Here is a 25,989-nt window from a genome sequence, read left to right as displayed (position 1 = left end):
TGGTTTTTGTTTTGTCCGAAAGTGAATTTAGAGGCGCTTTCTGCTATAATAGAAGGAAGAAAAACTCGGAAGAAAAGGAAGATCATGCAGATTTTTGATACCCACACCCATCTTAATGTGGAAGAATTCGCAGGAAAAGAACAAGAAGAGCTCGACTTGGCCAAGGAAATGGGTGTTGTAGCCCACAATATCGTTGGTTTTGACAAACCGACGATTGAGCGAGGAATAGCCTTGGCAGACCAGCACCCAGAACTCTATCTCACGCTTGGTTGGCACCCCACTGAGGCAGGTGATTATAGTCCTGAAGTGGAGGTCTATTTACTTGAACAGCTAAAACATCCCAAAGTCGTCGCACTCGGAGAAATCGGTCTGGATTACCACTGGATGACGGCACCAAAAGATGTCCAAGAAAAGGTTTTTCGTCGTCAGATTCAATTGTCTAAGGCCTTGGACCTCCCCTTTGTGGTGCATACACGCGATGCTTTAGAAGATACTTATGCCATCATCAAGAGTGAAGGAGTCGGGCCTCGCGGTGGGATCATGCATTCTTTCTCAGGAAGTTTAGAAGAAGCTAAACGCTTCATGGATTTGGGAATGATGATCTCCTTTTCTGGAGTGGTGACCTTTAAGAAAGCCACAGATGTCCAAGAAGCAGCAGCTGGCCTTCCGTTAGACAAGATCTTGGTTGAAACAGATGCCCCTTATCTGGCGCCAGTTCCCAAACGTGGTCGGGAAAATAAAACAGCCTACACTCGTTATGTAGTAGACTTCATTGCAGGACTACGTGGCTTAACAACAGAAGAAGTGGCTCAGGCAACCTATGACAATGCAAGAAAGGTATTTGGCCTTGACTGAGAAAAGAAAAATCCCTCAAGTTATTGTCGTTGAAGGCAAGGACGATACGGCCAATCTGAAACGCTATTATGAGGTGGATACCTATGAAACGCGAGGTTCTGCGATCGATCAAGATGACTTGGAACGAATTGCTACCTTGCAGGAGTTGCGTGGGGTCATTGTCTTTACCGATCCAGACTACAATGGCGAGCGCATTCGCAAGATCATTATGCAAGAGGTGCCCCAGGCCAAACATGCCTTTTTAAATCGTGGCGAGGCAGTGCCCAAATCCAAGACCAAGGGGCGTTCCTTGGGAGTGGAGCATGCCAGTTTTGAAGACTTAGAAAAAGCCCTAGCTGGACTGGTCGGGTCTTACGAAGATGAAAATTTCTTTGATATCACAAAGACCGACTTGATGCGGCTTGGGCTGTTGATGGGCAGCGATAGTCGCAAACGGCGGGAATATCTAGGCGAAACCTTGCGCATCGGCTACTGCAATGGCAAGCAATTGATCAAACGCTTGGAATTGTTTGGAATTTGTTTGGCCCAAGTCGAAGAGGCCATGGCCAGTTATTAAGACGGAAGTAGAGGGGAACCCTTACCCCTAAACTGATTAGAAAAGAGAAAATATGAGAATTGCAGATTATAGCGTGACCAAGGCAGTGCTGGAGCGTCACGGTTTTACCTTTAAAAAATCCTTCGGCCAGAACTTCTTGACCGATACCAACATCCTTCAAAAAATTGTGGATACGGCAGAGATTGATAAGCAGGTCAATGTCATCGAAATCGGTCCCGGAATTGGAGCACTGACTGAGTTCTTGGCGGAAAATGCCGCAGAAGTCATGGCCTTTGAGATCGATGACCGCTTGGTTCCTATTTTGGCGGATACCTTACGGGATTTTGACAATGTCACGGTTGTCAACCAAGACATCCTCAAGGTAGACCTCAACCAGTACATCGCAGAGTTTAAAAATCCAGATCTTCCGATTAAGGTAGTGGCCAACCTTCCGTATTACATCACAACTCCAATCCTCATGCACTTGATCGAATCTAAGATTCCTTTCCAAAAATTTGTGGTCATGATGCAAAAAGAGGTGGCAGACCGCATCTCAGCTGAGCCCAACACCAAGGCTTATGGTTCTTTATCCATTGCAGTCCAATACTATATGACGGCTAAGGTAGCCTTTATTGTACCTCGCACCGTCTTTGTGCCAGCACCAAATGTCGACTCTGCCATCCTCAAGATGGTCCGTCGCGAAGAGCCAGCAGTAACCGTCAAGGATGAAGATTTCTTCTTCTCTGTCAGCAAGGCTAGCTTTGTCCACCGCCGGAAGACACTTTGGAACAACTTGACCAGTCGCTTTGGCAAGACCGAAGAAATCAAAGCCAAACTGGAAGCAGGAATCCAAGCTGCAGGCCTGCAACCTTCTGTACGAGGAGAAGCTCTTAGCTTAGAAGACTTCGCTCGCCTAGCAGATGGCCTTCTAGAAGCAGGAATAAAATAACAGAAAAGCCATAGGTTATAACCTATGGCTTATTTGTATCGTAAGGAAAGGACGGGATTTGAACCCGCGCGTGAATAGAAATCCACTTGCCGGATTTCGAGTCCGGTGCCGTACCGAGCTGGGCCACCTTTCCAAGATGCGGAGAAAGGGATTTGAACCCTCACGCCCGAAGGGGCACATGCGCCTGAAGCATGCGTGTCTGCCGTTCCACCACCTCCGCATATTTCTATTATACACTTTTTAGGAAAAATGCCAAGGAAAAAAAGGAACAGGGGAGCCTACAGATGTCTCCTGTTCCTTTTATCAATAGATCATTTCAATGCTGCAGGATATAGGCTCTCTTGCTCCTTGGAGGTGTCTTTGAGGATAAAGATGGCCCATAAAAGAGCTAAGATGCAGACCACTAATCCCGGGATGCCCCCTTCAGGACCAAATTCACCACCAGTGATCAAGGTATGATTTGAAGTTGTGAAGTACATTAAGGATGATTCACTATCAAAGCCACTGACATGAAAACCATAGACATTTCCCATCAGGAAATTCCAGGCAAAGTGGAAGCCACAAGGTCCCCAAATATTCCCGCGTTTCAGGGCGTAGACTGCTGTAAAGACCCCAAAGAAGAAGAGATGAACAGTAGAGAACCAAGAAGCTCCGTTGTTATTCACATGGAAGTAGGAGAACATAGTAGCTGAGATCAGGATAGCTAGAAGGGCATTGGTATGGTAGGAGATAGTTGGAATCAACCAACCACGGATATAAATTTCTTCTGCCGCAGTTTGGAAAATATAGCCGATCAAAACCAAAATCCAGGATACAATAAATGGCATACTAAATTGAATCCGATGGAATGTGGCATTTCCTGTGACTAAAAAGACGATCAAGACTGTTGTGATCATGATGCCTCCCACGAGGCAACCTTTGGCGAATTCAGAAAGCCCATTTCCTTTGGAAAATCCCATGGTTCGAATAGGCCGCTTTTCAATCAAGCGAACCCAAAGGAAGAAGGCGATGATGGTATAGAGGAAGGACCAAAGGTCAAGGATGTTCCACCAGTCTGGGATCCAGTGTTGCTTATTGAGAAAGAAGCTGGTCGATGCTGTGCTAACAGGGGATATGTACTCTGTGATGTAATACAGAATAAACGGAGCCAAAAACCAGGGTGTCAGAAATTTTCCCTTTTTGATATTGGCAATCAAGGGATTCTCTTTAGAAAGAAAAGAAAGACTCATAAAGAACCTCCATCTAAAAACGTAGAACAAAGAAACAGCTTTCTTTGTACAGCAAGTAATCGTTGAAACAAGGCGCTTCTTGATGTCACTTCCTTTCTGCGTTCTTGTTTCGAGCTTCCCACAAGCAACTTATTTATGAATGTTTTTTCACATTTATTATACCTAAATTAGGAAGCGGTTACAATACCCCTATCTTTATTATCCCTAAAAATTTTACTGAAACTAGTTCCAGATTTTTCTTATTGAGCAATCCAGCCTTATTTCTCATTTTTTGGTATAATAGGAGTATTAATCTCAAAGGAGTGCGATTTGCAAGGAACAATCGTCAAGGCCTTGGCTGGCTTCTACTACGTGGAGTCAGACGGGCACATTTACCAGACACGGGCTCGTGGAAATTTTAGAAAAAAAGGACAGACTCCTTATGTGGGGGATCAGGTGGAGTTCTCTGCTGAAGAGAATTCAGAAGGCTACATCTTGAGCATTGCGCCTCGAAAAAATAGCCTCGTGCGCCCTCCTATTGTCAATATTGATCAGGCGGTAGTGATCATGTCAGCTAAGGAACCTGATTTCAATGCCAATCTTTTAGATCGTTTTCTGGTTCTTTTGGAGCATAAGGGGATTCATCCCATTGTGTATATTTCAAAACTGGACTTATTAAAAGATATGGAAGACATCCACTACTACCAAGGAATCTACCAGGCTATTGGCTATGATTTTGTCTTGTCGATTGAGGAACTCTTGCCCCTTTTGACCAATCAAACCACGGTCTTTATGGGACAGACCGGTGTAGGAAAATCGACCTTGCTCAATAAAATCGCTCCGGATCTGGAGCTTGAAACGGGTGAGATTTCAGATAGTCTGGGGCGCGGTCGACACACGACCCGAGCTGTCAGCTTTTACCATTTAAATGGAGGAAAGATCGCAGATACGCCTGGCTTCTCCTCCCTTGATTATGAAGTGACAACCAGTGAAGACTTAAATCAAGCTTTTTCGGAGATCGCCGATGTGAGCCACTCTTGTAAATTTCGTACCTGTACCCACACGCATGAGCCAGCTTGTGCGGTGAAACCAGCCGTTGAAAGAGAGGAAATTGCACCTTTCCGTTATGAGGATTACTTGCAATTTCTAAGTGAGATTGAAAACCGTCGCGAAACCTATAAAAAAGTTTCGAAAAAAATGCCAAAATAGGAGACACTACAACGATGAAAACAATGAAATTAGCCCCCTCAATTTTGAGTGCCGATTATGCCAATTTTGAAAGTGAATTGAAACGCTTAGAAGCAGCAGGAGCTGACTATGCCCATATCGATGTCATGGATGGCCATTTTGTGCCCAATATCAGCTTTGGAGCTGGTGTCGTAGAGAGCATGCGTCCACATAGCAAGTTGGTTTTTGATTGCCACTTGATGGTCACCAATCCTGAACACCATATCGAGGAATTTGCCCGTGCAGGTGCTGATATCATCAGCATCCATGTGGAAGCTACTCCCCATATTCACGGAGCTCTTCAAAAAATTCGTCAAGCAGGTGTGAAGGCGAGTGTTGTGATCAATCCAGGAACTCCTGTAGACAGTATCAAACATGTCTTGAACTTGGTGGATCAAGTCTTGGTCATGACCGTTAATCCAGGATTTGGTGGCCAAGCCTTCTTGCCTGAAACCATGGACAAGGTGCGCGAATTAGCCACTCTTCGTGAAGAAAAAGGATTCGACTTTGATATCGAAGTGGATGGTGGAATTGATGACCAAACTATTTCGCAAGCAAAAGAAGCTGGGGCCAATGTCTTTGTAGCAGGTTCTTATGTCTTTAATGGAGATGTTAATGAGCGCGTTCAAACGCTCCGAGATGCAGTAAATGGGTAACATCGCAATACTGGCGGGAGGTGACAGCACGCTCTTGCCAAAAGATCATGACGCTTATGTAGGCGTTGATGGTGGCTGTTTGAAGCTACTGGAACAAGGTCTGCCTTTAGATATAGCTGTGGGGGATTTCGATTCCGTCTCTGAGACCGATTTGCGCAAGATCCAAACCCAAGCCAAGCAAGTTGTTCAATCCGTCCCTGAAAAGAACGATACGGATTTGGAATTGGCCTTGAAAGCAGTCTTTGAAGCCTATCCAGAGGCTGCGGTCACTGTTTACGGTGCCTTTGGTGGTCGCTTGGATCACTTTTTGTCCAATATCTTTTTGCCGACCGATCCAGACCTAGCTCCCTACATGGAGCAGATCCAATTAGTCGATGGTCAAAATCGCTTGATCTACAGACCAGCAGGTTGCCATGAGATTCAGCCAGATCCAGCCATGTCTTATGTTGGTTTTATGCCTGTCGGACAAGGTCGCGTAGAGATCACAGGGGCCAAGTATCCGCTCCATCAGGAGAATTATTTTTTGAAGGCCATGTATGGCTCCAATGAATTTTTGGATCAACCGATTCAAGTGAGTCTTGACCGTGGCTATCTTGTCATTGTTTATAGTAAAGACAGAGGTTAATATGAATATCATTCTGCTTCTGATTGGCCTGCTCAATCTGGGCCTCCTCATCTATCTCTTGCAACGGTCAGATGATACAAGACCGGCTTTACGAGAGATGCTGGAAGACCATGAGGATCATTTGACAGACCAGTTGGACTATCGTTTTGAAAAAGAAAGACAAGCAAGCCAGATTGCCAATCAGCAGTTAGAGATCGCCCTGACAGATCGCTTAACCGAGATGCGAGTGGAGATCCACCAGCAGACGACGGCTCTGCGCGCTGAGATGAATGAGCACTTTACTAAAAATCGGGACAAAACAGATGAGCGCATGCGCCAGATCCAAGAGTCCAATGAAGTGCGGCTAGAACAGATGCGCCAAACGGTAGAAGAAAAATTGGAGAAAACCTTGCAGCACCGCTTGCAGACCTCCTTTGAGACGGTTTCAAAACAATTGGAGTCGGTCAACAAAGGGTTGGGAGAAATGCAGACAGTGGCGCGGGATGTCGGAACCCTTAATAAAGTTCTCTCCAATACCAAGACGCGTGGGATTATGGGCGAATTACAGCTGGGTCAAATTATTGAAGATATCTTGACCCCAGCCCAGTATGAGCGGGAGTTTGTCACCGTTCCCCAATCCAGTGAGCGTGTGGAGTATGCTATTAAGCTTCCAGGACAAGGAGAGGAGCCAGTCTATCTGCCGATTGACTCTAAATTCCCACTGGAAGACTACTATCGTCTGGAAGAAGCTTATGAATCCGGAGAGAAAGAGGAGATCGAGCGTTACCGCAAGGCCCTTCTTGCTAGTATCAAGCGTTTTGCTAAGGATATCCAACAAAAATACCTCTTTCCACCAGCGACGACGAATTTCGGAATTCTCTTTTTGCCAACTGAAGGCCTCTATTCCGAAGTGGTTCGCAATCCAGAATTCTTCGATCGCTTGCGTCGGGACGAACAAATTTTAGTGGCTGGTCCAAGTACGCTATCAGCCCTCTTGAACTCCTTGTCTGTTGGCTTTAAAACGCTCAACATCCAAAAGAGTGCAGATGACATTAGCAAGGTGTTGGGATCGGTCAAATCAGAATTCCATAAGTTTGGAGGGATTCTGGCCAAGACTCAGCGCCATTTAAAGAATGCTTCCAATAATATTGATGATTTGCTAACCAGACGGACCAGTGCCATCGAGCGGACACTCCGCCAAATCGAAAGCGATGAGGACTTGCTGGGACTAGATGTATATATAGAAGATGGAGAAGATGATGGTCAAAATTAACCAAATGAAAAAAGATGAATTGTTCGAAGGATTCTATTTGATCAAGTCAGCAGAAGTGCGTCAAACGCGGGCCGGGAAAAACTACCTCGCCTTTGTCTTCCAGGATGAGACCGGTACAATCGAAGGTAAACTATGGGATGCCCAACCTCACAATGTAGAGAGTTTTATGGCTGGGCGCGTGGTCCATATGTCTGGACGTCGAGAAGTTTACAATAATACTCCTCAAGTCAACCAATTAAACATGCGCTTGCCACAAGCGGGAGAGCCCAACAATCCAGCAGACTTCAAGGAAAAACCACCAGTAGATCCTAAAGAATTGCATGAATACTTGTCAAACATGATTTTCAAAATTGAAAATCCGGTCTGGCAACGGATTGTTCGGGCCCTCTATGGGAAATATGAGAAAGAGTTTTATAGCTATCCAGCTGCTAAGACCAACCACCATGCCTTTGAAGCCGGTCTCGCTTATCATACGGCGACCATGGTCCGCTTGGCAGATAGTATCGGTGATATCTATCCTCAGTTGAATAAGAGCTTGCTCTTTGCGGGGATTATGTTACACGATTTGGCCAAAGTGATCGAGTTGACGGGACCTGAAAATACAGAATACACTGTTCGAGGCAACCTCATCGGCCACATTGCACTGATCGATGAAGAAATCACCAAGGTCTTGCAAGACTTGAAGATTGATGACCAAAAAGAAGAAGTCATCGTCCTTCGCCATGTGATCTTGAGTCACCATGGCTTGCTCGAATACGGTAGTCCTGTTCGTCCAAAGATCATGGAAGCAGAGATTATTCATATGATCGATAATTTGGATGCGGAAATGATGATGATGACAACAGCACTTGGCTTAATTGGTCCTGGCGAAATGACCAATAAAATCTTTGCTATGGAAAATCGTTCCTTCTATAAACCGAATCTCGACTAGTAAAAACAGGGATAAATACGGGAATGGTTCTGCCAAAAATAAAATAATCAGGAAAAAACGGCCTTCTGTAAATCAGAATGTTCGTTTTTTTCGCTTCTTATGGTATAATGATAGAAAAAACTACATGGTGAGAAAATGAAATTAAGAAGAAGTGAACGGATGGTCGTAATTTCTAATTACTTGATCAACCATCCCTATGAATTGACTAGCCTCAATACGTTTGCGGAAAAGTATGAGTCTGCCAAGTCTTCCATCTCAGAAGATATCGTGATCATTAAGCGTGCGTTTGAAGAGATGGAAATCGGAAATATTGAGACCATTACAGGAGCTGGTGGAGGTGTTATCTTTACACCGTCTATCTCAGATCAAGAATCCAAAGAAATCGTCGAAGATCTTTGCAAGCAACTGTCTGAAAGTGATCGTATCCTTCCTGGTGGCTACATTTACCTGTCTGATCTTTTGAGCAATCCAAAGATTTTGAATCGGATCGGCCGCATCATTGCCAAAGCCTTTCGAGATAAGAAAATTGATGCTGTCATGACCGTAGCGACCAAGGGAGTTCCTTTAGCCAATGCAGTGGCCAATGTCTTGAATGTTCCATTTGTCATTGTCCGTCGTGATTTGAAAATCACAGAAGGGTCAACCGTTAGTGTCAACTATGTTTCAGGCTCAAGTGGGGATCGTATTGAGAAAATGTTCCTTTCAAAACGGAGCCTAAAAGCAGGAAGCCGGGTCTTGATTGTCGATGACTTCCTTAAAGGTGGCGGAACGATTAATGGGATGGTCAGTCTCTTGGCTGAATTCGATTCTGAATTAGCAGGAGTAGCTGTCTTTGCGGATAATGCTGCAACCGACCGTGAATTCTTTGAACACAAATCCTTATTGCGCGTGACCAACATCGATGTAAAAGAAAATAAATTGAGTGTCGAAGTTGGGAATATCTTTGATTAAGAGCAACAAAGGAGGATCAAAAAGTGAAAAGAATTTTAGATCGATTTGATAATAGTCCTTTGTGGATTCGCTTGGTGACAGTTCTGTCTCTATCCTTTATTTTGGTAGCTGGTTTGTATACCGTTAAAAAGAATACGGCTGCCCAGGTAACGACAGAAATTCAACCTGCTAAAAAGACAGGTTCCCTTCCAGTGAAAAAGGAAACAAAGGAAGAAAAAGAAAAGAAGGAAGAAAAGAAAAATACAGAAGCTGCTGAAAAAGCAGTCGTTCAAATGGAAACAACTCCAAGTCAAGATTCTGTGAACGCTGCCCAAGCTGCTGTGAAGAAAGTCAAAGATGCGACTCAAAAGCAATCGCTTGAGGCCCGTATCCAATACATCGCTAACTATTATGGACTGACCTATGAGAGCGACACAGCGGCAACACAGCAGACTCAAACAGACGCTAATGCCAACACGAACGCGAACGCAAATACTAATGCCAATGCCAATGCTGGAGTAGCTGGAGCCAATGCGACAGTTCAACCACAACAGCAACAGCAGTATGCTCCGGCCACAGATGCAGGGGCAGAAGAACCTGCTGAAGCTGGTCAATAATGAACTTTTTCGACTTCTTTAAAAAATAAAAAAACATCTTGCAATCAAAGTGCCGTCATGTTATAATAATAGACGGTACTTTTTACTTTTGGTCTCTCAAGAGTGTACAGGGACGTGCTGACAAATGTTGCAAAAGTACACACAGATGGTAGCTGTCACCAAGTGTACCATCACCAAAAATAAAAAATTTCACAGGAGAATGTAGATGCCTACAATTAACCAATTGGTTCGCAAACCGCGTAAATCAAAAGTAGAAAAATCTAAATCACCAGCTTTGAACGTTGGTTACAACAGTCATAAAAAAGTTCAAACAAACGTTTCTTCACCACAAAAACGTGGTGTTGCAACTCGTGTTGGAACAATGACACCTAAAAAACCTAACTCTGCCCTTCGTAAATTTGCCCGTGTACGTTTGAGCAACTTGATCGAAGTGACTGCTTATATCCCAGGTATCGGACACAACTTGCAAGAACACAGCGTGGTTCTTCTTCGTGGTGGACGTGTAAAAGACCTTCCAGGGGTACGTTACCATATCGTCCGTGGAGCACTTGATACTGCAGGTGTAAACGATCGTAAACAAGGCCGTTCTAAATACGGTACTAAAAAACCAAAAGCATAAGGAAAGGGGATAAAGAAAAATGAGTCGTAAAAACCGTGCGCCTAAACGCGATGTATTGCCAGATCCGCTTTACAATTCACAATTAGTTACTCGTCTTATCAACCGCGTTATGCTTGATGGTAAACGTGGTACAGCTGCTTCAATCGTTTACGGAGCTTTCGAACAAATTAAAGAAGCTACTGGAAACGATGCTCTTGAAGTATTCGAAACAGCTATGGAAAACATCATGCCTGTACTTGAAGTACGTGCTCGCCGTGTCGGTGGTTCTAACTACCAAGTCCCAGTTGAAGTTCGTCCAGAACGTCGTACAACACTTGGACTTCGTTGGTTGGTAACCATCGCTCGTCAACGTGGTGAACACACAATGGTTGATCGTCTTGCAAAAGAAATCTTGGATGCAGCGAACAACACTGGTGCAGCTGTTAAGAAACGTGAAGATACTCACCGTATGGCTGAAGCTAACCGTGCATTCGCACACTTCCGCTGGTAAGATTAAGATACTAAGGGCGTTAAAAAAGCGACTGAAAATTAGGAAGCTTGACGAAGAATCAAAGATTCTAGGAAAGCTTATCTATTTTCCGAGCTTTTAGCCCGAGTTCAATTAAGCTTCGTCAGCTCTTGAACCCAATTCAACTCTTCTTACAAGTTGGAACCAAAACTTAGCATGAAAACACTGGAAACGGGTAGGTCCTGCCTATCCGTTTTTATTAAATCATGTTATAATAGAATATAGAAATAAAAAATATAGGAGAAACAAACCTCATGGCACGCGAATTTTCACTTGAAAAAACTCGTAATATCGGTATCATGGCTCACGTCGATGCTGGTAAAACAACTACAACTGAGCGTATCCTTTACTACACTGGTAAGATTCACAAAATCGGTGAAACTCACGAAGGTGCGTCACAAATGGACTGGATGGAGCAAGAACAAGAACGTGGTATCACTATCACATCTGCCGCTACAACAGCTCAATGGAAAGACACTCGTGTAAACATCATCGACACACCAGGACACGTGGACTTCACGATCGAAGTTCAACGTTCACTCCGCGTTTTGGACGGTGCTGTAACCGTTCTTGACTCACAATCAGGTGTTGAACCTCAAACTGAAACAGTTTGGCGTCAAGCAACTGAATACGGAGTTCCTCGTATCGTATTCGCTAACAAGATGGATAAAATCGGTGCTGACTTCCTTTACTCAGTAAGCACACTTCATGACCGTCTTCAAGCAAACGCTCATCCAATTCAATTGCCAATCGGTGCTGAAGATGACTTCCGCGGAATCATTGACTTGATCAAGATGAAAGCTGAAATCTATACTAACGACCTTGGTACAGATATCCTTGAAGAAGATATTCCAGCTGAATACCTTGAACAAGCTCAAGAATACCGTGAAAAATTGGTTGAAGCAGTTGCTGAAACTGATGAAGACTTGATGATGAAATACCTTGAAGGGGAAGAAATCACTAACGAAGAATTGAAAGCTGGTATCCGTAAAGCTACAATCAACGTTGAATTCTACCCAGTACTTTGTGGTTCTGCCTTCAAGAACAAAGGGGTTCAATTGATGTTGGATGCAGTCCTTGACTACCTTCCAAGCCCACTTGATATCCCTGCAATCAAGGGTGTAAACCCAGATACAGACGAAGAAGAAGAACGTCCAGCATCTGATGAAGAGCCATTTGCAGCTCTTGCCTTCAAGATCATGACTGACCCATTCGTAGGTCGTTTGACATTCTTCCGTGTTTACTCAGGTGTCTTGAACTCAGGTTCATACGTATTGAACACTTCTAAAGGTAAACGTGAACGTATCGGACGTATCCTTCAAATGCACGCCAACACTCGTAAAGAAATCGAAACAGTTTACTCTGGAGATATCGCTGCTGCCGTTGGTTTGAAAGATACAACAACTGGTGACTCATTGACAGATGAAAAAGCAAAAATCATCCTTGAATCAATCGAAGTTCCAGAACCAGTTATCCAATTGATGGTTGAGCCTAAATCTAAAGCAGACCAAGACAAGATGGGTATCGCCCTTCAAAAATTGGCTGAAGAAGATCCAACATTCCGCGTTGAAACAAACCCTGAAACTGGTGAAACAGTTATCTCTGGTATGGGTGAGTTGCACTTGGATGTCCTTGTTGACCGTATGAAACGTGAATTCAAGGTTGAAGCTAACGTTGGTGCCCCTCAAGTATCTTACCGTGAAACATTCCGCGCTTCTACACAAGCACGTGGATTCTTCAAACGTCAATCTGGTGGTAAAGGTCAGTTTGGTGATGTTTGGATCGAATTCACTCCAAACGAAGAAGGTAAAGGATTCGAGTTCGAAAATGCGATCGTCGGTGGTGTGGTTCCACGTGAATTCATCCCTGCAGTAGAAAAAGGACTTCAAGAATCTATGGCGAACGGTGTTCTTGCTGGTTACCCAATGGTTGACGTGAAAGCTAAGCTTTACGATGGTTCATACCACGATGTCGACTCATCTGAAACTGCCTTCAAGATCGCTGCATCTCTTGCACTTAAAGAAGCTGCTAAGACTGCACAACCAGCTATCCTTGAACCAATGATGCTTGTAACCATCACAGTTCCTGAAGAAAACCTTGGGGATGTTATGGGTCACGTAACTGCTCGTCGTGGACGTGTAGATGGTATGGAAGCACACGGTGCAAGCCAAATCGTTCGTGCTTATGTGCCACTTGCTGAAATGTTCGGTTACGCTACTGTCCTTCGTTCTGCAACTCAAGGACGTGGTACCTTCATGATGGTATTTGACCACTACGAAGATGTACCAAAATCAGTACAAGAAGAAATCATTAAAAAAGCTAAAGGTGAAGCTTAATTTACCAATGCTTAAAAACTCTTCCCACTTTGGGAAGAGTTTTTCTTCGTTCCAAAAGTGAGTACAAGTAAAATAGCGCTTTTCCGATCGATCAAGACTTTGTGAAAAACTTTAATAAAAGAGGCAGTGATCTATGATAAATCTTGCTTTTCGTTGGGAAATAGTTGCTTTTTAATGCAATAAAGTATATAATAGAGACTGTTAAAAGATGTTTGGCGCTGTGTCAAGTTACTCTTTTCACAAAAAATTTTTTTGATTTTCATAAGGAGGAAATCACGAATGGTAGTTAAAGTTGGTATTAACGGTTTCGGTCGTATCGGACGTCTTGCTTTCCGTCGTATCCAAAACGTAGAAGGTGTTGAAGTTACACGCATCAACGACCTTACAGATCCAGTTATGCTTGCACACTTGTTGAAATACGATACAACTCAAGGTCGTTTCGACGGTACTGTGGAAGTTAAAGAAGGTGGATTCGAAGTTAACGGTAAATTCGTTAAAGTTTCTGCTGAACGCGATCCAGAACAAATCGACTGGGCTAACGACGGTGTAGAAATCGTTCTTGAAGCAACTGGTTTCTTTGCTACTAAAGCAGCTGCTGAAAAACACTTGCATGCTGGTGGTGCTAAGAAAGTTGTTATCACTGCTCCTGGTGGATCAGATGTTAAAACAGTCGTATTTAACACTAACCACGATATTCTTGATGGTACTGAAACAGTTATCTCAGGTGCTTCATGTACTACAAACTGCTTGGCTCCAATGGCTAAAGCTCTTCAAGATAACTTCGGTGTTGTTGAAGGATTGATGACTACTATCCACGCTTACACTGGTGACCAAATGATCCTTGACGGTCCACACCGTAAAGGTGACCTTCGTCGTGCACGCGCTGGTGCTGCTAACATCGTTCCTAACTCAACTGGTGCTGCTAAAGCAATCGGTTTGGTTATCCCTGAATTGAACGGTAAATTGGACGGAGCTGCACAACGTGTTCCTGTTCCAACTGGATCAGTTACTGAATTGGTAGTTGTTCTTGACAAGAACGTTACTGTTGATGAAGTGAACGCAGCTATGAAAGCAGCTTCAAACGAATCATACGGTTACACTGAAGATCCAATCGTTTCTTCAGACGTTGTAGGTATGTCTTACGGATCATTGTTTGACGCAACTCAAACTAAAGTTATTGACGTTGACGGTAAACAATTGGTTAAAGTTGTTTCATGGTATGACAACGAAATGTCTTACACTGCACAACTTGTTCGTACTCTTGAATACTTCGCAAAAATTGCTAAATAATTCATGCGTATGATGAGAGGAGGGAAACCTCCTCTTTTTTTGTACTTTTTTTAGGGCTTTCTCATCATATTATAGGAATTGCTAAAATTGATTGACAGTGCTAAATAGATTAGGGTATCCTATCCTTGATTGGAGATTTCTAATACAAGAAAATGAAAGCGATTACAGATCGTGGAGGAAGGAGCCAATGGAAATCGCTCAAGAAAAAGAAAAAAACCATACAAGGAGGTCAAGATGAAAGGTCATCTATTTGAAAAGAAAGAACGATTTAGTATACGAAAATTCAGTGTGGGAGTTTGCTCCGCATTGATTGGGTTAGCATTTTTGGGAACAGGCGCTGTCTCTGCAGATGAGACGGTTTCTACTAGTGAACAACCCTTGGAAACCTCTTCAGTAGCGACTGAAGATGTTAATCATCTAGTGAGAGAAGCTGGCGTCTATACTGCAGATGCGGCCTTACCTGCTGCAGAAACGGAAAAACCAGCCGCAGAAGCGGTCACTCCGGAGGCTAGTCCTACAAGTACAGAAGCTAGCTCGGCGACTACAGATCATCCAGCTGTTTCAGAGACTGAAAAACCGAAAGCTGCTGCTGAGAAAGTGGCCGATTTACCAACCAATGAAGAAAAACAATTGAGACCCAAAGAAGTTAAGTTCGATACTTGGGACGATCTCTTGAAGTGGGAACCAGGAAAACGAGTGGATGACGATATGAACAGAGCAAGTGTCCCACTTGCGAGCCGCTTTCAAGGGAAACAAATTAATGAACAAGCCAACCCTGAAGCGAAGATCCAAGCGCTGTCAAACATGAACTCCAAAGCCAAGGATCATGCGTCTGTCGGCGGGGAAGAGTTTAAGGCCTATGCTTTTGATTACTGGCAATATTTGGATTCCATGGTCTTTTGGGAAGGACTGGTTCCATCAGCAGATGTTATCGATGCAGCCCACCGAAATGGGGTTCCTATTTATGGAACACTCTTTTATAACTGGTCTAGCAGCATCAAGGATCAAGAACATTTTGCAGAAACCTTGAAAGAAGATAGTGAAGGCTCTAAAACTTTCCCGATCGCCCGTAAATTAGTCGAACTTGCCAAGTACTATGGCTTTGATGGTTACTTTATCAACCAAGAAACGACCGGAAATCTTGTAGAACCATTGGGGCCAAAATTGAGAGATTTCCTTCTTTATACCAAGGAATATGCGAAGAGTCTGAACTATCCGATTAAGTATTCCTGGTATGATGCTATGACCTATGAATATGGCCGTTACCATGAGAATGCGCTGGGAGAATACAACTACAATTTCATGCAGCCAGAAAATGGGGAAAATCCAGTGGATACCTTCTTTGCTAACTTTAACTGGGGCAAATCAGAAGTGGATTATTCCATCAGTACAGCTAAATGGATTCATCGGAATCCTTATGATGTTCTAGCTGGACTCGAGCTCCAAAAAGGAGGCTCTTATAAGACTAATGTAGACTGGAATGCCATTTTAGATGAACATGGCAAGCTGCGTCTATCTCTTGGTCTTTATGCGCCAGATACGATTACAGGGCTAGGAAAGACTGGAGAAGGATACCATACCCATGAAGATCTATTCTGGACAGGTTTCCAAGGAGATCCGACTAAAGGAAAACCAGCAGACCAATCTTGGTACGGTATGTCCAATCTAGTAGTGGACAAAACCCCAATCACTAGTGAAGATTTCAATACTTCCTTCAATACTGGTCACGGAAAACACTGGTTTGTCGATGGCAAGATTTCTAAAGAAGGGGAATGGAACTACCGTTCTGTTTCTGGCTACCTTCCGACCTGGCGTTGGTGGGTAGAGCATAGTGAAGATAGTACACCATTAAAAGGTCGCTATGATTTTGATCAAGCCTACAATGGAGGAAATTCTCTAGCCTTTGAAGGAGATTTAAAAGCCAATAGCAGTCAAAATGTCATGCTCTATTCGACCAAGATTCCTGTGACAGAAACGACAAAATTGAGCGTCAGTCATAAAGGTGGGATCGGAGCTGCTGCCTGGGTAGCTGTTGCCACCAAAGAAGACTACTCTGAATACGAATGGAAAGAATTGACACCGAGTGCGGATTGGTCTACTCAAACCTTTGATTTGGGAAGTTTGGCTGGCAAGACCATTTATGCTGTGAAAATGTTCTTTGACCATGATACGGATGTTAAAGACTACAAATTTAATCTCGGCCAATTGTCGATTACGTCGAACCAAGAGAAACTAGCTACTCCAGCAGAAGTATCCGTTCGGGCAAAACGCCTACAAAATGCGCAAGAAGCAGAAGCAGTCCTCAATTTTAAAGGGGTAGCAGATGCGGATTATTATGAAGTCTATGAAAAAGATGGTGATAACTGGCGTCTCTTAACAGGGTCTTCTGCGACAACCGTCTATCTACCAAAAGTTAGCCGTTCGGCAAGTGCTGAAGGAACCACTCAGGAACTCAAGGTTGTGGCAGTTGGGAAGAACGGCCAACGTTCGGATGCGGGAACTGTAGCCTTTGATTGGGGTATGACCGTGTCAGATACCAGTCTACCAAAAGCTTTAGCGCCAAACGTGGTTATCGGAGCCAAAGTGATCGGTTCGAGCTTCCCAGCTGCGGATGGTAGTGAAGGCATCGAAGGTATGTTAAATGGTACCATTACCAGTCTTTCAGATAAATGGTCTTCTGCTCAATTGAGTGGAACCGTCGATATTCGCTTGACACAACCACGGACCATTGTTCGTTGGGTCATGGACCATGCCGGTGCGGGTGGAGAATCTGTCGACGATGGCAAGATGAATACCCGTGACTTCGACCTTTACTACAAGGATGAAGCGGGTGAATGGAAGCTTGCTAAGGAAGTTCGTGGCAATAAAGCCCATGTGTCCGACATTACACTCGACCATCCAATCAAGGCTCAAGACTGGCGTCTCCATGTCATTACGGCAGATAACGGAACTCCATGGCAAGCCATCCGGATTTACAACTGGAAGATGTATGAAAGTCTAGATACTGAGACGGTCAACATTCCGATGAAACATGCTGCAGCGCAAAACCTAGGTAATCATTTTGTCCAAGTCGGTTTCAAAGATGTCCCAGCTAATACTACTCTGACTCTTTATGCCGATAAAGAAGCCACTAGTCCAATTGCGACCATGACAGCCGATCAAGCTGGAAATCTGATCTTTAAACCACTGGCTTTTGAATCAACCCCATCTCTTCTCTACTATCGTGCGCAAGAACCTGGCAAAGATATCAGTAACGTTCTAGCGATCGAGGTTCCAAAGAATGATAAAGAAATTGCGGGACTCCAATTTGAAGATGGATTGACCAAGAAGGTCTACCGGGAAGGCGATGCCCTTTCCTTGAAAGGGGCGACTCTCCGAGTTCATTATAAAGATGGCCAAGCAGATCAACTGGTCAACCTCACCAACTCAGGTGTAGAGATTCATGGATTTGACAGTAGCAAGCTGGGAGAACAACACCTAGAAGTTTCTTACCTTGGTCAGAAATTAGATAAGACTCTCACTGTTTTTGTGGTCAGTGCAGAGGAAGCAGGCGAAAAAGCGGTTGCTGGTCTAGAATTGACCGACAAACCAAAAGTGGAATATATTGTCGGAGAAGCATTGGAGAAAGAAGGCGGACGCTTTACAGTCGTCTTTGAAGATGAAACGACCGAAACGCACGCCTTGACCGATGAAGGGGTTGAAGTAACTGGATTTGATGCGACCAAGGAAGGCCGTCAAACCATCACTATCCATTACAAAGGAGCTAGCACAAGCTTTGATGTCCTCGTCAATCCAAAACCAGCTCTCAACGATGAATACCTCAAGCAAAAATTGGCTGAAGCTGAAGCTGCAAAAGCCAAAGTAGACTTTACATTTGCCAGTCCTGAAGTCAAAGAAGCCTTGTTGGCTGGAATGGCTGCTTCTGAAAAAGTCTTGAAAGAACATGATACCAGCACACAAGATCAAGTCAATGAGCAGTTGAACCAATTGACCGCTCTCTTGAAAGCCTTGGATGGACAAGCTAATCTAGTCAAAGAGAGAGAAGCTCTTTCTACTCTGACAGAGGAAGCGACCGCTCTATTAGCAAGTAAGCCAAATCACCCTTCTGGTGACGCTTTGCAGGCACTGGTTGAGAAAAATAAAGAACTCCTAGACTCTTCAGAGCTCACTCCTGAAGCGCTCGCAACCGCAAAAACAGGTCTAGAAACCTTGATTGCGCTCCTGAAAGAAGATAAGCCAGCGGTCTTTGTAGACCCTGCGACTGGAGTCGAAGTTCAATTCTCCAACTTAGAGCCAACCGTTGTCAAAGGACTGAAAGTCGCAAAAGTTGAAGCCAATCAGGCAGAAAAAGAAGAGCTGAAGGGTCGAGAAGGAATCGTCTTTGATATTGAAGGCGTGGATGCCAGCGGTCAAGATATTGATACCCACCATCCATCCCTTGTGAAAATCCCTGTGGATAAGGATAAAGAAGTGGAGCAAGTTCTCTTCTTCCCAGAAGGTCAAGCTCCTCAATCCTTGGCCTTTGAGAGAGTTGGAGATGTAGTCATCTTTACAGCTCCTCACTTTACTCACTATGCGATTGTCTATAAGCCAGCACAAACGGAAGGACCAGATCAACCGATCCAACCAGAGGAACCGGCTAAACCTGATCAGCCTGTTCAACCAGCTCAACCAAATCAACCAGTCCAACCAGCTGCCCCAGTGACTCCGGATCCAGCTAATCCATTGAAGCCTACAGAGTCTTCTCAAGTGGATCAGTTGGCCCCAACGACTTCTACTCAAGCGGGTCATCAAGAGGAAGAACACAAGGATATGGTTGATCAAGAGATCCATCAGTTGTTAAGTGCCCACCAAGGAGCGAACTCACAGCCAACAGTTCAGCAAGAAACAAAAGATGCCAGCAAAGAAAGTCAATCGGAACACTTACCAAATACGGCAAGCCTAGAAGCTTCCTTTGCAGCTGAAGCTGTTCTCCTAGCAGCCTTAGGCGGATTCCTCTTGGCTGGTAAGAAGAAAGAAGAGTAAGCCTTTTACAGGATTCTTTCGTTCTTTTAAAAAGTCACTCTCAAAAAAACCTCTCTGGTGAAAACCAGAGAGGTTTGATCTTGTATCTAGAAGTGTCGTTCGGATCCTGTGAATTAGAGGGGAAAAGCATTGGATTTTTCTACCTCTTTTACAGATTTTGTGATATAATTATCATGTATTAAAAAAAGAAGGAGTCATATCTAATGGCAAAATTGACTGTTAAAGACGTTGACTTGAAAGGGAAAAAAGTTCTCGTTCGTGTCGACTTCAACGTACCTGTAAAAGATGGCGTGATCACTAACGATAACCGTATCACTGCAGCTCTTCCAACTATCAAGTACATCCTTGAACAAGGTGGACGTGCAATCCTCTTCTCTCACCTTGGACGTGTAAAAGAAGAAGCAGATAAAGAAGGTAAATCACTTGCTCCTGTAGCTGCTGACTTGGCTGCTAAATTGGGTCAAGAAGTTCAATTTATCCCAGGTGTTACACGTGGTGCTGAATTGGAAGCAGCTGTTAACGCTCTTGAAGATGGACAAGTTCTCTTGGTTGAAAACACTCGTTTCGAAGATGTTGACGGCAAGAAAGAATCTAAAAACGATCCTGAACTTGGTAAATACTGGGCATCACTTGGAGATGGTATCTTCGTAAACGATGCATTTGGTACTGCTCACCGTGCACACGCATCTAACGTTGGTATCTCTGCAAACGTTGATAAAGCTGTTGCTGGATTCCTTCTTGAAAACGAAATTGCTTACATCAAAGAAGCAGTTGAAGCTCCAGAACGTCCATTCGTAGCTATCCTTGGTGGATCTAAAGTATCTGACAAGATCGGTGTTATCGAAAACTTGCTTGAAAAAGCTGATAAAGTCCTTATCGGTGGTGGGATGACTTACACATTCTACAAAGCACAAGGTATCGAAATCGGTAACTCACTTGTAGAAGAAGACAAATTGGATGTGGCGAAAGCTCTTCTTGAAAAATCAAACGGCAAATTGATCTTGCCAGTTGACTCAAAAGAAGCGAACGCATTTGCTGACTACACTGAAGTGAAAGACACTGAAGGTGAAGCAGTAGATCCAGGATTCCTTGGTCTTGATATCGGTCCTAAATCAATCGCTAAATTCGACCAAGAATTGACTGGTGCGAAAACAGTTGTATGGAACGGACCTATGGGTGTATTTGAAAACCCTGACTTCCAAGCTGGTACAATCGGTGTGATGGACGCTATCGTGAAACAACCAGGCGTTAAATCAATCATCGGTGGTGGTGACTCAGCAGCTGCTGCGATCAACCTTGGACGTGCAGACAAATTCTCATGGATCTCTACTGGTGGTGGTGCTTCTATGGAACTCCTTGAAGGTAAAGAACTTCCAGGATTGGCTGCTCTTACAGACAAATAATCTAAATAGAATGAAAGAGGCTGGGACAAAAGTCCTAGCCTCTCAATTATTTTTGGATTGTTGAGCAAGACGCAGTGGTTGAGTGGGCTCTACTACGCTGATTTCATCAGCTTTTATAGCCCTACTCAACTGTGCGGAGGTGGGACGACGAAATCGAATTCTAGCGAATTACCGATTTCTGTCCCACTCTCTTTTTTCTTTCTATTGATAACTGTTCTCTCCTTTCTGAAAATATGGTAGAATAATAGAAATAGAAAGATAGGTGACCATGGATTACTTTAAACGACACAAATTTGATTGGTCCAAATTCCGTTTGGGGATGAGAACATTTAAAACAGGGATTGCCGTTTTTATTGTACTACTTATTTTTGGAATATTTGGCTGGAGAGGCCTTCAGATCGGGACTTTGACAGCTGTTTTTAGTTTGAGGGAAGACTTTGATAAGAGTGTCCACTTTGGGGCTTCGCGTGTCATGGGCAACAGTATCGGAGGTTTTTATGCCGTATTGTTCTTCCTTTTAAAAACACTCTTTCATGGGGCGTATTGGGTGACTCTTATTTTTGTACCCATTGCGACCATGTTAACCATTATGACAAATGTCGCTATGAATAATAAAGCAGGAATTATCGGAGGAGTTTCGGCAATGCTGATCATTACCCTCTCGATTCCTAACGGAGAAACCTTCTTGTATGTTTTTGCCCGAATATTTGAGACCTTTATTGGCGTTTTCGTTGCGATTTTGGTCAATTCGGATGTGGATCGCATTCGCGATTTTCTCAAGAAACACAAAAAACCTATGTAAGATTATGTAACATTTAATCTTGACATAGATTTTTTTTTCGATATAATAGAATAGAAAGAGGAATGGTATGAAGGAAAAGGAATTACGACGCTCGCTGGCAGTCTTTCCGATTGGAAGTGTTATGAAGCTGACCGACTTGACAGCTCGCCAGATTCGTTATTATGAAGATCAGGGATTGATTTCTCCTGATCGGACAGAAGGCAATCGCCGCATGTATTCGTTGGACGATATGGACCGCCTGCTTGAGATCAAAGATTATATCTCAGATGGCTTCAATATTGCGGATATTAAGAAGAAATATGCGGAAAAAGAGCAAGAGCAAACCAAGGTTGTCAGTCAAGAAGAGATCCGTAAGGCTCTTCATCGTGACATTATTCAGCAAAGTCGCTTCACATCTTCCCCATCGCCATATGGTCAATTTCGTTGATCATTTCATAAGCTTGTAATCTATTTTAAGGAGACAAAAATGTCAATTACTGCTGCAGATATTCGCCGTGAAGTAAAAGAAAAAAATGTTACTTTTATTCGCTTGATGTTCTCTGATATTTTGGGAACCATGAAGAACGTCGAAATTCCAGCTACCGATGAGCAACTGGACAAGGTTCTTTCAAACAAAGCCATGTTTGATGGTTCTTCTATCGAAGGATTTGTCCGTATCAACGAGTCAGATATGTATCTTTACCCAGATTTGGATACATGGACAGTCTTCCCTTGGGGAGATGAAAATGGTAGCGTAGCTGGCTTGATCTGTGATGTCTATACGACAGAAGGAGAACCATTTGCAGGAGACCCACGTGGCAACTTGAAACGGGCCCTTCGTCATATGGAAGAACTTGGCTTCAAATCCTTTAACCTTGGACCAGAACCAGAATTCTTCCTCTTTAAGTTGGACGAAAATGGAGATCCAACTCTGGAAGTAAACGACAAAGGTGGCTATTTTGACTTGGCTCCAACAGATCTTGCAGATAATACTCGTCGTGAAATCGTAAATGTCTTGACCAAGATGGGTTTTGAAGTAGAAGCCAGTCACCACGAAGTAGCCGTTGGTCAGCATGAAATCGACTTTAAGTATGACGAAGTGCTCCGCGCTTGTGACAAGATCCAAATCTTTAAACTCGTTGTGAAGACTATCGCTCGTAAACACGGCTTGTATGCAACCTTTATGGCCAAACCAAAATTTGGAATTGCCGGATCAGGTATGCACTGTAATATGTCTCTCTTTGACCAAGATGGCAACAATGCCTTCTTTGATCCAGAAGATCCAAAGGGCATGCAATTGTCAGAAACAGCTTATCACTTCTTGGGTGGCTTGATCAAGCATGCATATAACTTTACAGCGGTGACAAACCCAACCGTCAACTCTTATAAACGTTTGGTTCCTGGATATGAAGCACCTGTTTATATCGCTTGGGCAGGTCGCAACCGTTCCCCATTGGTACGTGTGCCAGCATCACGTGGTATGGGAACTCGTTTAGAATTGCGTTCCGTAGACCCAATGGCTAATCCTTATGTAGCCTTGGCAGTCTTGCTTGAAGTTGGCCTTCACGGGATTGAAAATAAAATCGAAGCACCTGCTCCGATCGAAGAAAATATCTATGTGATGACACCGGAAGAACGTAGAGCAGCTGGAATCACAGATCTCCCTTCTACCCTTCACAATGCTTTGAAAGCCTTGACAGAAGACGAAGTGGTGAAAGCTGCTTTGGGTGAACATATTTACACCAGCTTCCTTGAAGCCAAACGAATCGAATGGGCAAGCTATGCGACCTTCGTATCCCAATGGGAAGTAGACAACTATTTAGATCTTTATTAAGAAACAAGAGTAAAGAGGCTAGGACACAAGTCCTAGCCTCTCAATTATTTTTGGCTTGTCGAGCAAGATGCAGTGGTTGAGTGGGCTCTACTACGCTGATTTCATCAGCTTTTACAGCCCTACTCAACTGTGTGGAGGTGGGACGACGAAATCGAATTCTAACGAATTACCGATTTCTGTCCCACTCTCTTTTTGATCCCCAAAAAGTCACCATAAAACCAGTTGAAACAGTGGTCTCAACTGGTTGTTTTGTTAATTTTCGTCATCTGGTGTGAGAATCATTGGGATAATGATAGGTTCACGTTCCGTGCTCTCGTATAAGAATGGGCGAAGGGCATTGACAATCGCACCATTGACGGTTTGGATATTGGCATCTTTGTTCTTCAAGGCGATACGAATAGCATTGAAGAGAATGCGTTGGCTTTCACGAATCAGATCTCCTGATTCACGCATGTAGATGAAACCACGGCTCAAGATGTCTGGACCAGCCAGGATCATCTTCGATTTGAAGTCAACAGTCGCAACAGCAAGAACGACACCGTCTTCGGAAAGGTCTCTCCGGTCACGAAGGACAGCAGCCCCGATTTCACCGATGCGGTTTCCATCGACATAGATATCTTGAGCATTGAAGCTTCCTGCGATCCGAGCAGAGTTGGCTGTAAGAGCGAGGACATCACCATTACTCATGATGAAGATATTGTCTTTTTCCACTCCGCAATCACGCGCAAGTCCTGCGTGGATCTTCTGCATCCGGTATTCACCATGGACAGGCATGAAGTATTTTGGTTTGATCAAGCGGAGCATGAGTTTTTGTTCTTGTTGCCCCCCGTGTCCAGAGGTATGGATGTTGTTGATCTTCCCGTGAATGACCTCTACACCCGCTTCAGAAATCGTATTGATCAATTTATTCACACTGGTTGTATTTCCAGGAATTGGACTAGAAGAGAAGATCACGGTATCTCCTGGTTGGAGTTGCACTTGGCGGTGCGTTCCGTTGGCAATCCGAGAGAGGGCTGCCATTGGCTCTCCTTGACTTCCTGTACACATGATCAGGATTTCATTGGCCGCATAGTCTTTGATCTCATTTGGCTCGATAATGGTTCCAGCAGGGACCTTGATGTAGCCAAGCTCAATTCCGTTGACGATGGCTTTTTCCATCGAGCGTCCAAAGACGACGATCTTACGACCTGTCTTGACAGCTGCCTCAGCAGCTTGTTGGAGACGGAAGATATTCGAAGCAAAGGAGGCAAAAATGATGCGCCCATGGATGCCTTCGATGATCTTCATGATGGATTGGCCAACCACTTTTTCAGAGTTAGTAAAGGTTGGGATTTCCGCGTTGGTTGAGTCTGAAAGCAGACAGAGAACGCCTTCTTCCCCAAGGGCCGCCATACGATGGAGGTCAGCCGGTTCCCCAACAGGTGTGAAGTCAAATTTGAAGTCTCCGGTACAAACAATCTTTCCTTGAGGGGTGTGAATCACAATTCCCAAAGGTTCTGGAATAGAGTGAGTCGTACGGAAGAAGGTTGCTTTAAGATTTTTAAATTGAAGCTCAGTGTTTTGGTTGATTTCGTAGAGTTTGGCATCACGAAGAAGGCCGTGCTCTTCTAATTTTCCACGGATTAAGGCAAGCGCCAAAGGTCCAGCATAGATAGGGACATTGGCTTGCTTCAAAAGGAAAGGAATCCCACCGATGTGGTCTTCGTGCCCGTGAGTAATGAGGACCGCTTTGACGCGATCGATATTGTCAACGATATAAGAGTAATCTGGGATTACATAGTCGATCCCAAGGAGGTCATCTTCTGGAAATTTGATCCCGGCATCGACAATGATGATTTCATCTTGGTATTCGATCCCGTAGGTATTTTTCCCGATCTCTCCAAGTCCACCAATGGCAAATACACCAACTTCTTCAGGTTTTAAGGTATAAGCCATGGATTAGTACTCCGTTAGTTCAAAAGCACCTGACTCTTTCTCGTAAGCAAGGTGTTGCTCAGAAAGTGGTGTGATAAATTCAATGTTGAAATCTGTGTTTGCTTCAACCAATTGACGAGCTTGGATGCGTCCTTCGCGTTCATTTGGTGCATCAATATCGAGATAAAGTGCATGCGTGGTTTCACGACGAGGGTTGCGGTCTTTTGTTTCCTGATAAAAAACTTTGTAAATCATGAAGTAATTTTCCTTTCATTATTTCGGTCCATTTGTTAGCTACGAAGGAGTGTAATCACTAGAGTTTCCTACTCGCAACTAGTGGACCTGATTCGATACAATTAATTATTATTATATCATAAATTCGCCTGTAAGTAAAAGATAGACTGGAAAAGTCAGAGGGTAAAAGACCTATAATAGAGAAGCTTTTGAGCGGTTTTGGATAGGAAAATCCTGCGCTCTAGAGGAGAGTTTCGCTG

At 43.9% G+C, this 25,989-nt stretch carries 22 protein-coding genes and 2 tRNA genes; 19 read left to right on the top strand and 5 right to left on the bottom strand.

Annotated features, from left to right (window positions below):
* Positions 1–84 precede the first annotated feature (84 nt).
* From NMM13_RS03140 to rsmA, 3 genes are read left to right on the top strand one after another with little or no spacing between them, the layout of a single operon-like run.
* Positions 85–855, top strand: coding sequence for a TatD family hydrolase (locus tag NMM13_RS03140; RefSeq protein ID WP_254727584.1), 771 nt, complete (start codon positions 85–87; stop codon positions 853–855).
* Entirely contained in the window at positions 827–1,411 is a 585-nt protein-coding gene (gene rnmV, locus NMM13_RS03135; RefSeq protein WP_254727581.1) for a ribonuclease M5, read from the top strand. The genes NMM13_RS03140 and rnmV overlap by 29 nt, the downstream gene beginning before the upstream one ends.
* A 52-nt stretch (positions 1,412–1,463) precedes the next feature.
* The gene (rsmA, locus tag NMM13_RS03130; protein ID WP_254727578.1) at positions 1,464–2,339 is read left to right on the top strand and encodes a 16S rRNA (adenine(1518)-N(6)/adenine(1519)-N(6))-dimethyltransferase RsmA; all 876 of its coding nucleotides are present in this window, start codon (positions 1,464–1,466) and stop codon (positions 2,337–2,339) included.
* Positions 2,340–2,382: 43 nt separating this feature from the next.
* On the opposite strand, the gene NMM13_RS03125 is transcribed toward rsmA, so the two are convergent.
* The 3 genes from NMM13_RS03125 to NMM13_RS03115 all read right to left on the bottom strand — a co-directional run bounded on the left by NMM13_RS03125 (position 2,383) and on the right by NMM13_RS03115 (position 3,568).
* Positions 2,383–2,472: transfer RNA gene (locus NMM13_RS03125), tRNA-Ser, on the bottom strand.
* Positions 2,473–2,476: 4 nt separating this feature from the next.
* Positions 2,477–2,559 (bottom strand) — tRNA-Leu (locus tag NMM13_RS03120).
* A 91-nt stretch (positions 2,560–2,650) separates the two neighbouring features.
* A complete protein-coding gene (locus tag NMM13_RS03115; protein ID WP_254727575.1) occupies positions 2,651–3,568 on the bottom strand; it encodes a CPBP family intramembrane glutamic endopeptidase in 918 nt (305 codons plus the stop codon).
* A gap of 309 nt (positions 3,569–3,877) precedes the next feature.
* On the opposite strand from NMM13_RS03115, the gene rsgA reads away from it, so the two are divergent.
* The 16 genes from rsgA (at position 3,878) to glnA (ending at position 23,581) form a co-directional block, all read left to right on the top strand.
* Positions 3,878–4,756, top strand: a complete 879-nt coding sequence (gene rsgA, locus NMM13_RS03110) for a ribosome small subunit-dependent GTPase A (RefSeq protein WP_254727572.1) — start codon at positions 3,878–3,880, stop codon at positions 4,754–4,756.
* 14 nt (positions 4,757–4,770) lie between these two features.
* Positions 4,771–5,430 carry a ribulose-phosphate 3-epimerase gene (gene rpe / locus NMM13_RS03105; RefSeq protein WP_021153977.1) on the top strand — a complete coding sequence of 220 codons (660 nt, stop codon included), beginning with the start codon at positions 4,771–4,773 and terminating at the stop codon, positions 5,428–5,430.
* A complete protein-coding gene (locus NMM13_RS03100; RefSeq protein ID WP_254727568.1) occupies positions 5,423–6,055 on the top strand; it encodes a thiamine diphosphokinase in 633 nt (210 codons plus the stop codon). Before rpe ends, NMM13_RS03100 begins: the two co-directional genes overlap by 8 nt.
* A 1-nt stretch (position 6,056) precedes the next feature.
* Entirely contained in the window at positions 6,057–7,307 is a 1,251-nt protein-coding gene (locus NMM13_RS03095) for a DNA recombination protein RmuC (RefSeq protein ID WP_003012406.1), read from the top strand.
* Positions 7,294–8,238 carry a 3'-5' exoribonuclease YhaM family protein gene (locus NMM13_RS03090; protein ID WP_037608119.1) on the top strand — a complete coding sequence of 315 codons (945 nt, stop codon included), beginning with the start codon at positions 7,294–7,296 and terminating at the stop codon, positions 8,236–8,238. Before NMM13_RS03095 ends, NMM13_RS03090 begins: the two co-directional genes overlap by 14 nt.
* 135 nt (positions 8,239–8,373) lie before the next feature.
* Positions 8,374–9,189: a pur operon repressor gene (gene purR / locus NMM13_RS03085; protein ID WP_003012466.1), complete on the top strand. Its 816-nt coding sequence runs from the start codon at positions 8,374–8,376 to the stop codon at positions 9,187–9,189.
* A 23-nt stretch (positions 9,190–9,212) separates the two neighbouring features.
* Positions 9,213–9,785, top strand: a complete 573-nt coding sequence (locus tag NMM13_RS03080; RefSeq protein WP_254727565.1) for a hypothetical protein — start codon at positions 9,213–9,215, stop codon at positions 9,783–9,785.
* Positions 9,786–9,990: 205 nt separating this feature from the next.
* The gene (rpsL, locus tag NMM13_RS03075) at positions 9,991–10,404 is read left to right on the top strand and encodes a 30S ribosomal protein S12 (RefSeq protein ID WP_003003125.1); all 414 of its coding nucleotides are present in this window, start codon (positions 9,991–9,993) and stop codon (positions 10,402–10,404) included.
* 19 nt (positions 10,405–10,423) lie between these two features.
* Entirely contained in the window at positions 10,424–10,894 is a 471-nt protein-coding gene (rpsG, locus tag NMM13_RS03070; RefSeq protein ID WP_003003105.1) for a 30S ribosomal protein S7, read from the top strand.
* A 272-nt stretch (positions 10,895–11,166) separates the two neighbouring features.
* On the top strand, positions 11,167–13,248 hold the full coding sequence (fusA, locus tag NMM13_RS03065; protein WP_003003071.1) for an elongation factor G: 2,082 nt from the start codon (positions 11,167–11,169) through the stop codon (positions 13,246–13,248).
* Positions 13,249–13,527: 279 nt separating this feature from the next.
* Complete coding sequence (gap, locus tag NMM13_RS03060; protein ID WP_003003093.1) at positions 13,528–14,538, top strand: type I glyceraldehyde-3-phosphate dehydrogenase; 1,011 nt, start codon at positions 13,528–13,530, stop codon at positions 14,536–14,538.
* A gap of 234 nt (positions 14,539–14,772) precedes the next feature.
* Positions 14,773–19,563 (top strand): bacterial Ig-like domain-containing protein, encoded by a 4,791-nt coding sequence (locus NMM13_RS03055; RefSeq protein ID WP_254727562.1) that lies wholly within the window; start codon positions 14,773–14,775, stop codon positions 19,561–19,563.
* A gap of 203 nt (positions 19,564–19,766) precedes the next feature.
* On the top strand, positions 19,767–20,966 hold the full coding sequence (gene pgk, locus NMM13_RS03050; protein ID WP_223325393.1) for a phosphoglycerate kinase: 1,200 nt from the start codon (positions 19,767–19,769) through the stop codon (positions 20,964–20,966).
* A 268-nt stretch (positions 20,967–21,234) separates the two neighbouring features.
* Positions 21,235–21,768, top strand: a complete 534-nt coding sequence (locus NMM13_RS03045) for an aromatic acid exporter family protein (RefSeq protein WP_003008874.1) — start codon at positions 21,235–21,237, stop codon at positions 21,766–21,768.
* Positions 21,769–21,835: 67 nt separating this feature from the next.
* Positions 21,836–22,195 (top strand): MerR family transcriptional regulator, encoded by a 360-nt coding sequence (locus NMM13_RS03040; RefSeq protein ID WP_003012408.1) that lies wholly within the window; start codon positions 21,836–21,838, stop codon positions 22,193–22,195.
* Between the two features lie 39 nt (positions 22,196–22,234).
* Entirely contained in the window at positions 22,235–23,581 is a 1,347-nt protein-coding gene (glnA, locus tag NMM13_RS03035; protein ID WP_003016943.1) for a type I glutamate--ammonia ligase, read from the top strand.
* Between the two features lie 252 nt (positions 23,582–23,833).
* On the opposite strand, the gene NMM13_RS03030 is transcribed toward glnA, so the two are convergent.
* The gene (locus NMM13_RS03030; RefSeq protein WP_003003107.1) at positions 23,834–25,516 is read right to left on the bottom strand and encodes a ribonuclease J; all 1,683 of its coding nucleotides are present in this window, start codon (positions 25,514–25,516) and stop codon (positions 23,834–23,836) included.
* Positions 25,517–25,519: 3 nt separating this feature from the next.
* On the bottom strand, positions 25,520–25,750 hold the full coding sequence (locus tag NMM13_RS03025) for a DNA-directed RNA polymerase subunit epsilon (protein ID WP_003008866.1): 231 nt from the start codon (positions 25,748–25,750) through the stop codon (positions 25,520–25,522).
* Positions 25,751–25,989: the final 239 nt, after the last annotated feature.

The sequence above is a fragment of the Streptococcus sp. CF8_St5-11 genome (genome assembly GCF_024295625.1).
Classification (GTDB): domain Bacteria; phylum Bacillota; class Bacilli; order Lactobacillales; family Streptococcaceae; genus Streptococcus.
This window is presented reverse-complemented; position numbering and strand designations above follow the sequence as displayed.